8 protein-coding genes and 1 pseudogene are annotated in these 9,255 nt (G+C 56.4%); 1 reads left to right on the forward strand and 8 read right to left on the reverse strand.

The genetic code is table 11. From position 1 onward, the window contains the following. Positions 1–27 precede the first annotated feature (27 nt). From GR212_RS33565 to GR212_RS33590, 6 genes are all read right to left on the reverse strand, one after another. Entirely contained in the window at positions 28–1,041 is a 1,014-nt protein-coding gene (locus GR212_RS33565) for an ABC transporter permease (RefSeq protein ID WP_163993783.1), read from the reverse strand. Then, a complete protein-coding gene (locus tag GR212_RS33570) occupies positions 1,038–2,618 on the reverse strand; it encodes a sugar ABC transporter ATP-binding protein (RefSeq protein ID WP_163993785.1) in 1,581 nt (526 codons plus the stop codon). The genes GR212_RS33565 and GR212_RS33570 overlap by 4 nt, the downstream gene beginning before the upstream one ends. After that, positions 2,618–3,709 (reverse strand): sugar ABC transporter substrate-binding protein, encoded by a 1,092-nt coding sequence (locus GR212_RS33575; RefSeq protein WP_163993787.1) that lies wholly within the window; start codon positions 3,707–3,709, stop codon positions 2,618–2,620. The genes GR212_RS33570 and GR212_RS33575 overlap by 1 nt, the downstream gene beginning before the upstream one ends. Before the next feature lie 140 nt (positions 3,710–3,849). Then, a complete protein-coding gene (locus tag GR212_RS33580) occupies positions 3,850–4,755 on the reverse strand; it encodes an NAD-dependent epimerase/dehydratase family protein (RefSeq protein WP_163993789.1) in 906 nt (301 codons plus the stop codon). Then, positions 4,752–5,651, reverse strand: coding sequence for an allantoinase PuuE (puuE, locus tag GR212_RS33585; RefSeq protein ID WP_163993791.1), 900 nt, complete (start codon positions 5,649–5,651; stop codon positions 4,752–4,754). Before puuE ends, GR212_RS33580 begins: the two co-directional genes overlap by 4 nt. Positions 5,652–5,668: 17 nt before the next feature. After that, complete coding sequence (locus GR212_RS33590; protein WP_163993793.1) at positions 5,669–6,910, reverse strand: hydantoinase/carbamoylase family amidase; 1,242 nt, start codon at positions 6,908–6,910, stop codon at positions 5,669–5,671. Between the two features lie 157 nt (positions 6,911–7,067). On the opposite strand from GR212_RS33590, the gene GR212_RS33595 reads away from it, so the two are divergent. Beyond that, complete coding sequence (locus tag GR212_RS33595; protein ID WP_163993795.1) at positions 7,068–7,955, forward strand: LysR family transcriptional regulator; 888 nt, start codon at positions 7,068–7,070, stop codon at positions 7,953–7,955. Positions 7,956–8,030: 75 nt separating this feature from the next. Here GR212_RS33595 and GR212_RS33600 read toward each other — a convergent pair whose 3' ends face one another. Both GR212_RS33600 and GR212_RS33605 read right to left on the reverse strand, forming a co-directional pair. Next, entirely contained in the window at positions 8,031–8,945 is a 915-nt protein-coding gene (locus GR212_RS33600; protein WP_163993797.1) for a LysR family transcriptional regulator, read from the reverse strand. 183 nt (positions 8,946–9,128) lie between these two features. Continuing rightward, positions 9,129–9,255, reverse strand: a pseudogene (locus GR212_RS33605) (iron-containing alcohol dehydrogenase); the annotation flags it as partial.

Here is a 9,255-nt window from a genome sequence, read left to right on the forward strand (position 1 = left end):
TCCTGCCTTTTGATCAATAGGGTTCAACTAGGTGAGGGATTCTTCACGCCCGCGCACGAGCTGCGACAACGCGACAGCGACGACCAATGCCCCACCGTAAAACAGGTCTTGAACGAAGGTGTCGATCCCAAGGATAGACAAGCCGGTAATGCCCGTCACCAGCAGATAAACCGCAATCATCGACCCCAACGGATTGAATCGTCCGGGCGAAATGGCCGTGGCGCCGAGATAGGCAGCCGCAAAGGCGGGCAACATCAGCTGCGTCCCGGAATTGGGATCTGCCGAACCCGAAGTCCCGGCATACAACACGCCGGCGATAGCGGCGACCCCGCCCGATGCCAGGAAGCAGACCAAGCGCACACGCGTTACGGGGATTCCAGAAAGCCGAGCCACCTCGCGCCCCCGCCCTACAAAAAGCGCCTTTCGACCGAGCGAAGTAAACTGGAAGACGTAGACAAGGATCAACGCCAGCGCGAGCGCATAGTAAAAGGCGAGCGGGATGCCTAAAACGCGGATGAGGATGACAGCATTGACCAGACTCCAATCTATGCCGCCGATCGTGCGCGAGTCACTGATCCACAGCGTCAGGCCGTGAAGAAAAGTCCCCGTTCCAAGTGTGACTATCAGGGAGTGGATGCGAAAATAAAGAGTAAAGAAGGCGTTCAACAGGCCGGTTAGCAGGCCGACGATGAGAGCTGCAATGATAGCAGCGCCGATCGGCCAGCCGTGATCGACGTTCAAGACCGCAATGACCATGGACGATAGCGTCAGGATCTGTGCTATAGAAAGATCGATGTCGCCAGCAGTTAAGGGGATAATCAGCCCAAGCGTCAAAATCACCAGCACCGCTTGGGACCCGAAGATAGTCGAGAAGTTTGGCCAGGTCAGGAACGAATCCGGTGAGATCGCGCCGAAGATAGCGATAATCAGCAGCCAGGCGATCAGCAGTGCCAGACGCTCAAGTTCGACGAGGAAGCGGTGACGTCCGCGCTTTGCGGCTTTGATGTCTGCCGATGGACCGGCGATGATGGCTTTGCTCATTGAGAATACTCTTCCAGGGTGGCTGGTGGGGTAGCGAGCGTACCCGCAACGCTGTCGAGACAATATTGGGTGATCGTTACCTTATTCACGTCCGCACCGGTCAGACTGGCGACGACCCGCCCGCGGCTGAAAACGAGCACACGATCACAAATCATTTCTAGTTGCTCGTGATCGGAGCTGGCACAGATGACCGCTGCCCCGCGCTCGGCCGCGTTTCGGATGAAGCCATAGACCTGATGTCGGGCACCGACGTCGACACCCTGCGTCGGCTCGTCGAGCAGGATAACGTCCGGCTCGGTCTGCAGCCACTTGGCAAGCACCACCTTCTGCTGGTTTCCCCCCGACAATTCTCTGATCGGCCGGCTTGAATCACGAAGTCGGATATCGAAATCCTCGACAAGTTGATTGACGTGATGCGCCACTTTGGCAGCCTGAACAAAAAAGCGAGGCAGCGAGCGGCCGAAGGCCGGCAACGCAATGTTTTCGGCAACCGTCAAACTCTCGGCGATACCAGCCCCCTGCCGATCAGCGGGAACGAGAACCATACGACGCCTGATTGCCTCGGCCGGCGTCATGCCGGTCAATGTCGCGATTTTATCCGCGAGAATGATCCTGCCTCCGGCTGCGGCTTTCGCGCCGTAAATGCAATAGGGAACAAGATCGTAGCCCGAGCCCACAAGACCGGTAAGACCCACCACTTCGCCTGATCCTATCTCCAGATCGAATGGCGCCAGACCATCACAAGTGAGCTCCGAAATGGTCATGATCTTGGAGCGTTGCAGCTTGCCAGGCGTGGGACGTTCGGAGTCGAGATGACGCCCGACAATCGCTGCGATGAAATCCGCTTTGGTGGATTGCACCGTGGTCAGGCTGGCGGCAATTGAGCCATTGCGAAGCACAGTTGCTTGGTCTGTCAGTTCCTTCACCTCGTCGACATCGTGCGAAACGAAGATGACGCTAGTCCCCCGCCCGGCTAGGTTTCGCACTAGCTCGAACAGCCGCTCGACATCCACGCGCGGAAGGAACGGCGTCGGTTCGTCGAGAATGAGAAGGCCACCACGATCACCCGTGGTTTCGCTAATTTCAGTGAAGGCGCGGATGATAGCGAGCAACGCACGTTCCACTGGTGTTAAAGCGGATACGGGTAGGCGCGGATCAATTGCCAGCCCGAAATTGCTAAGCGTTGCCCTGGCTTCGCGATGGGCCTTACCCCAGTGTATCATCGGATTTGATTGCCGAACGAGGCGCCGCGCGAGGAGATTTTCGGTTACCGAGAGTGACGATACAAGTCCAAGGGCCTGATGTACCACGGCGATGCCATAGCGGTTGAACTCACCGGGAGGCAGCGGCAATGGCAATTCCCGCCCTCCCAGCGTCACGCGCCCGTTATCCGGGGCATAAACGCCAGACAACATTTTGATCAACGTCGACTTTCCCGAGCCATTGTGACCCAGAAGTCCGTGGATCTCACCGAAATTCACGATGAGCGAAACGTCATCGACAACCCTGATGCCGTCGAAGGACTTTGTCAGTCCCTCGACGACGAGGTTAGCGCCGGAAGCGGCTGTCTGCGACATCACTGTAGTTCCCAGAGCTTGCGGTATCCGTCGAGATAAGCATCGCCATAACCGGTCGAGATCTTTGGCGGCGTGCCCGCAGATTTCGCATTCGACGCTTCGAAGATGTACAGTGGAACCTTCGGATCCTTAACAGGCGTCAGGCCGCAAAGGATGCGCATCTCCGCATCGACGATAGCGTGAGCCACCCAGTCAATGCTCTCGCCGATGTCCATTTCGACCTTGCCCTGCTGAACAAGCTGCAAAACGTAGGGACTACCGTTAAAGGTAGCGATTTTAACCCGGTCGGCCGATTGGGTCAGATCAACGGCGGGCACCACGAATTGAGCCATGCCATCGTAGATAGGAAGGATGTAGTTGATCGAATGATCGGCGAGGAGGGCTGACTGAACCGTCGATTGCATGCGTGTAGCCCAATCGGTCACAGGTACATTCAGATACTTGACCTTGCACTCCTTACACTGGCTCATCACATCTTTGATGCCGTTTTGTAACGAGTTGGCGGAAAATGAATCCTCGGCGACGATGGCAAGTACGTTTGCCTTGCCTTGCGTCTTGAAGACGGCCCATTGCGCCATCAGCCGACCGGCTTCTGTATAATCGATCTGGACATTCTGGAATGGCGCAGGTGCGGGCGTATCGAAGCCTGAAGCATGCGCAGCAACAATCTTGACGCCCGCCTGATCGGCCTGTTTGGCCTGCGGCAGCAGGACACGTGGATCAGACATGAGCACGTCAACCAAGTTGTAGTGCTGTGTGATGGCCTGATTGATACCCTGAATCCACTGCGATGGTTGGCCCTGCGTCCGGTAATGCTCATATCGAAAGCCGATTTGCTTGGCGATCTCCGTCATCTGGGTTGCCACCCCGCCAGTAAATTCCACTGCGCTGGAAAATGGCACGACCATCAGCTTCTTGTCTGTCATGCAGGCCTTGGCATTGAATGATGGGCCCGGCGGCACAAAGACCGGTAGCTTCTGATGTTCGATGATGCTGATTTCGATGCTCTTAAGGTCGGTGGCGGCGGCTGGCACAGCACCGATTGCAAAAAGTACGGTCAAACCGGCAAGGCCGGCAAGAATTCTGATCATCAATTTACCCTCTGGTTGAGCCACTCTTGGAGCGGCCTTTCTTGTTTTTGTGATATTCAAGGATCATTTCGTTGTCCCTGCCAGATCAGGATCGTGACAATGGACAATTCAGGCAATCGAATTGATTTGAAGCATCCCCTTCATTTTTTCTGAAGTAACCAAGCCGCGTAAGATCGAATGCCGGCCGTCAGCTCGATTGTGGGCAGCCAAGCGAGATCGCGTTGCACGGCTTTGAGATCATAGGGGCCTTGAGGATCGGAAAGCGGATCCTCATTTGCTTCGACATCGATATGCGGCCCCGGCACGGCCTCACGAACGAGCTTTGCGAGCTCACCCAGAGACACACCGCGGTCGGCAGCAATCGTATAGGCCGAGATGGAGAAGTCTGCGGCATCAAGGGCAGCAATAACAGCCGATGCCACATCGTCAACGTGGATGTAGTGATATCGCTGATGGCCGCCGACTGGCAGGTTCAGCACTCTACCTTCGGCTGCCGCCATGATCATTTCCCGTATGACGCAGGGTGTTCGGCGGCCCGGTCCATAGACGGCGGCAATCCGCAGGCTCGCTGCCGAAAGGCTATACTGGCTTGAATACGCCTCGACCAGCGCTTCCCCAGCGATCTTGGTTGCGGCATAGACCGAACTAGGATGGAGCGGCATATTCTCCGTCACATCCAAACAAGGGTCGGTCGGGCCATAAACACTGGCAGATGAGGCAAAAACAAAGCGTGGGATCTGACGCTTCCGTGCAAGGTCCAGTAGATTTTGCGTCGATCCAATATTGGTCCCTACTACAAAGCCAGGATCCTCCCGATAAAGCGATGGCCCCGAGACGGCCCCGCAGTGGACGATAGCCGCCAGATCCCATTCCTTCGCGACCGTTTCCAGGTGCTTCATGTCGCAAAGATCGCATGCGAGCACATCGCGGTCCGCATCGGCTGTCAGGTCAATGCCGATGACTGGCCTGCCACGTCTGCGCAGAGCTGACATTACGGCGCCACCCACCAAGCCGGCGGCACCTGCCACTAGGATGGCGGCGCTCATGACTGCGGCGGGTGGGTTTTGCGCCAATGCTCGGCGATGTCGATCCGTCGTGTGACCCAAACATCATCGCAAGCGGCAACGTGATCGAGAAACCGCTCCAGATCGGCCGCGCGGCCCGGCCGGCCGACTATGCGCGTGTGCAAGCCGATACTCATCATCCGCGGCGAGGTTTGGGCTTCCCGCCGCAGGAAATCGAACGCCTGGGTGAGATAGGCCGAGAAGCTCGGTGACTGGTAGCCGTAAGTGTTGACATAGCGACCATCGTTATTATCGAGCGTATAGGGAACCACCAGATGGTCATTGCCCTCCACCTTAACCCAATAGGGCAGATCATCCGAAAAGGAATCAGCGTCGTAAGTAAATCCTCCCGCCTCGACCAGAAGCCTTCGTGTGTTAGTGCTCATGCGCCCCGTGTACCAGCCGGTAGGACGAGCGCCGGTGACTTCCGTATGAATGCGGATGGCTTCGGCGATCTGCGCTCGCTCCTGCTCTTCCGGCATCTCCGCGTATTGGATCCAGCGGAGCCCATGCGAGGCGATCTCATAATTTGCCGCCTTCATCGCTGCCACCGCCTCAGTGTTCTTTTGCAATGAGGCCGCTATGCCGAAGATCGTTACCGGGAACTGACGCTCCTGAAACATACGATGGAGCCGCCACCAGCCCACACGAGTACCGTATTCATATTGCGATTCGACATTCAGATTGCGGATGTTCTGAAACGGAACTGCTGGCTCTTCGACAAGAAATGCTTCGCTCTGCCGATCGCCGTGCAGGACGGAATTCTCGCCACCCTCTTCATAATTGATGACAAACTGCACCGCCAGGTTTTTGCCGCCTGGCCATTTAGGATCGGGAGGATGGGCCCCATAGCCTTTCAGATCACGCGGATAGGTCATTCCTGGTCTCCTTCATCTTAATAGGCAAGGGCATGCAAGCCGGCTGCGAGCACTCGGATGCCGGCGACAATATCCTCGATCGAGGAAAACTCGTCTGGCGTGTGGCTTCGCCCGTCCTTTGACCGGACAAAAATCATCGCGACCTTGGCGATCGCCGCCATTTGTTGCGAGTCATGGCCGGCACCGCTTGGCATGGTCAAAAACGGAACCCCCTGCTCAGTGGCTACTCGCTGCAGCATGGACACGATCGCTGGATCGGACTGTGATGGCTCGTGGTCAAGCATGACATCCCAGCGGATATCCAATCCCCGTCGCCGCGCCACCTCCTGCATCAAACCTTCATGCGCGTCGTAAAGACGGCGTCTGGCCTGCGGATTGGGATGTCGCGCATCGATCGAGAATTCCACCTTGGCCGGAATGATGCCCGGAAAGTTCGGTTCAACGAGGACGCGACCGACCGTTGTTACCGCAGGGCGTCCAACACGATGAGCCGTATCGATCAGCCCGGAGGCGATTTCGGTGAAACCAGCCAAGGGATCGTGGCGGATGTCCATAGGGAAGGCACCCGCGTGATTTTGCACGCCCCTGATCTCGCCGCGATATTGACGAATGCCGGTGATGGCATCGACGACAGCAACCGGCAGACCGGCCTGCTCCAAGATCGGCCCCTGCTCGATATGTAGCTCCACAAAACTGTCGATATCATTCCGCTGCGCTTCGGGAATGCGGGCGGGATCAAGTCCCACATCCCGCATAGCCTGCCCAATCGTCTCACCCGAAAACGCAATAACGCGATCGGGGTCCTCCGGTCGAATACGCCCGGTGATCGCGCGCGAACCCCAGTAATTTGCGTTGGGGAAGCGGCTTGATTCCTCCTCGCAAAAGGCTACCGCCTCGATCGTACGCTTAGGTATGCCGAACTGTTCCTTCAACGCCTTGACGGCAATCAGCGCAGCAACCGCGCCCAATGCACCGTCATAGCGTCCGCCGGGCGTCTGAGAATCAATATGGGAGCCCGACGCGATAGACTTTTCCGCAGTGGAACCCGGCAGCTTTCCCCACACGTTGCCAACGGCATCGCGATACGCTTCAAGCCCTGCTTCGGCACAAGCATTGGCATAATAATCGGTCGCACCTACCCATTCTGGCGAATAGACAGTGCGGGAGACGCCGGTCTCACCGACCGCTCCGAAAGAGGCGAGCTCAACAACGGTTTTCTCGACGAAAGCGGCGTCGATTTCAACTAATTTACCAGACACGTTTCCTCACTGACTTCCGACTTGTTTTCGTAGCGGCCTCTTGACTGGCGTCCTGTCGTGAAGAATTCAGCACAAGCGAAACCCCAAAAAAATCGAATTATTCGCTAGACCACATTTCAAAAAAATTGAACTATGGAGATCGATATGGAGGATGTCGATGAACCACCGGCATATTTTGACCTTTTACTGGGCCGCACGCCTAGGAAGTTTTGCGAGAGCCGCGCATCGGCTAAATGCCACACAATCGGCTGTTTCTATGCGGATTCAGGAGCTAGAGGCCCAAATCGGCGCGCAGCTCTTCGATCGGACCCAGCGAACGGCACGCCTGACCCCCCAAGGCGTGCTTCTGATGCCATTCGCCGAAGAAATTCTTCTTGCAACGGAACGCTTTCGCGAGGCCGCGGCGGCGAAAGAAGAAGTTGTCGGCTACATTCGTTTGGGCGTCGCAGAAATTGTCGCTCTAACTTGGCTACCAAGATTCATCGGTTTGCTACGACGCCTCTATCCTCGCCTTCAGCTAGAACTTGAAGTGGCGCTGTCCCATGTCATTGAAGAGAAGCTCGATTCGGGAAGCTTGGACATGGCTTTCGCGGCTTGTGAATTGCCGCAATCACGCTTTTCATCATCACCTTTAGAATCGGTTGACTTCTGCTGGATGTGCAGTCCAGCCGTTTCCGAGATACCGGAGGTGATAACGCCGCGCAGCCTAAGCGAGCTGCCCGTCATTGCAACCTCGAGAGAGTGGCAATTTCGTGGGTCGACCTTGAGTTGGCTGACATCAAACGACGTCCATTTTCGACATCTTACGATTTGCAACACATTCCGCACCGCCGCCGACCTCGCTGTCGCCGGCCTAGGGCTCGCCTATTTGCCCGAGCAGCTCTACCGAGGCGACATGGTGTCAGGGCGCCTGAAACGGCTGCGGTCCGATCCGCAACCTGTCGCGCTCCAAATCTATTCGATCAGACCGCTTGGTGGTGTGCCCGCCCATCGTCTGTTGGAAAACGCTGCTGAGACCGTCCTCGCCGAAGACGACGTCAGCTGAAAAATCAATCGCTAGATGTTTAGTCGCGCAAAAATATTGGACCGCCATCCTGCGCAACCTAAGCCGAGGACGCGCTTACCGCAAAACCGGTTCAGCGATTTTCGTAAGTTCGCCGACCAGAACGCTCCGAAATTCGTTCTCGAGCGCCGACAGCGGCCGCAACGACGGTGAGACAACCGTCAGCTTAAGACCCACCCTTGGTTCGAACCTTCGGAATACGATATTGTCGGATCGACCGCTGTAGATTTCATAGTTGCGAATGTTGATTGGGTCGATGATGCCAATCAAGCCGCGGTCTTCGATCATCGCGAATTGCGGGACGAACAGATCGCTTTGAAACTTGATATTCATCGGGCATTTCGCTGCTTTGAATACTGCCTGAATATCCTCGAACAAGGGATGATCCGAGACGATCAACGCCAGGCTTTCCTGAGATAAGTCTTCTGGCGTCAATATCTCTTTTGCCGCCAGTTTATGGGACTTCGACAACGCACAGGCACACCGCAGGTCTAGCGTTTCGAGTCTCAGAAAGGGATTTGGATCGTAGATCTCGACAATCCCGACACCCGATTGATGGTTGGATATCCAGTTGACGATGCTTGAGCTATTCCAAGCCATGAGCGAGGCGTTCACCTGGCTGAGCGCGGGAACGAACTCGTTGATCAGGTTTGGCAAGAAGAAGAGAGACGGCCCAGGGATGCTCATGACTCGCAAGTCGCCGGCACGCATGTTGCCGTAATCCTGAAGGAATCGCGTGGCCTCGTTTAGCTGGTTCAGAACCGAGTTCGCGACATTCTTTAGATAGCTTGCCTCCGGAGTGGGAAACAACCTTCCACGCGATCGTTCAAACAGTCTGATGCCGAGCTCGTCTTCGATCTGCTTTATCATTTTGCTCATGGCAGGCTGCGTAATGCCGATCTCGTCGGCAGCCTTGGAGATCAGTCCGCTATCCATGACGGCGGCAAAGCCTTTGAGCTGTCTTATATTCATCGCAAACGTTCCCCTCCCATTCCGGCAAGTTATGCAGTGAGGCCGCTTATGAAGTAAACGACCTATCGTGCCTGCGCCACACCTTCGGGAACAAAAAGGAGGATGGGTAGCACCACCTCGAGCTATATTGAGATCGCTCGGCCATCTCGCTGCCTGCACCTTCACGAAGATCCGGGGCCTCGCTCAGAAGCAATCCCGGAAGAGAGCCTTGGTGTTTTCCAGCGTCATCGGCACCGGATTGCCGCCGGCGCTCGGGTCTTCGATCGCCATGGCGGAGAGCTCGTCGATACGGTCGGGCGCGATGCCCATG

Origin of the sequence: Martinezella lusitana, assembly GCF_010668395.1 — a bacterium.
Classification (GTDB): domain Bacteria; phylum Pseudomonadota; class Alphaproteobacteria; order Rhizobiales; family Rhizobiaceae; genus Rhizobium; species Rhizobium lusitanum_A.

What these genes read in the sequence shown, in the direction of transcription:
- GR212_RS33570 (WP_163993785.1), bottom strand. Translation starts at nt 2,618, where the DNA reads ATGTCGCAGACAGCCGCTTCCGGCGCTAACCTCGTCGTCGAGGGACTG.
- puuE (WP_163993791.1), bottom strand. Translation starts at nt 5,651, where the DNA reads ATGACCTATCCGCGTGATCTGAAAGGCTATGGGGCCCATCCTCCCGAT.
- GR212_RS33595 (WP_163993795.1), top strand. Translation starts at nt 7,068, where the DNA reads ATGAACCACCGGCATATTTTGACCTTTTACTGGGCCGCACGCCTAGGA.
- GR212_RS33575 (WP_163993787.1), bottom strand. Translation starts at nt 3,709, where the DNA reads ATGATCAGAATTCTTGCCGGCCTTGCCGGTTTGACCGTACTTTTTGCA.
- GR212_RS33580 (WP_163993789.1), bottom strand. Translation starts at nt 4,755, where the DNA reads ATGAGCGCCGCCATCCTAGTGGCAGGTGCCGCCGGCTTGGTGGGTGGC.
- GR212_RS33600 (WP_163993797.1), bottom strand. Translation starts at nt 8,945, where the DNA reads ATGAATATAAGACAGCTCAAAGGCTTTGCCGCCGTCATGGATAGCGGA.
- GR212_RS33565 (WP_163993783.1), bottom strand. Translation starts at nt 1,041, where the DNA reads ATGAGCAAAGCCATCATCGCCGGTCCATCGGCAGACATCAAAGCCGCA.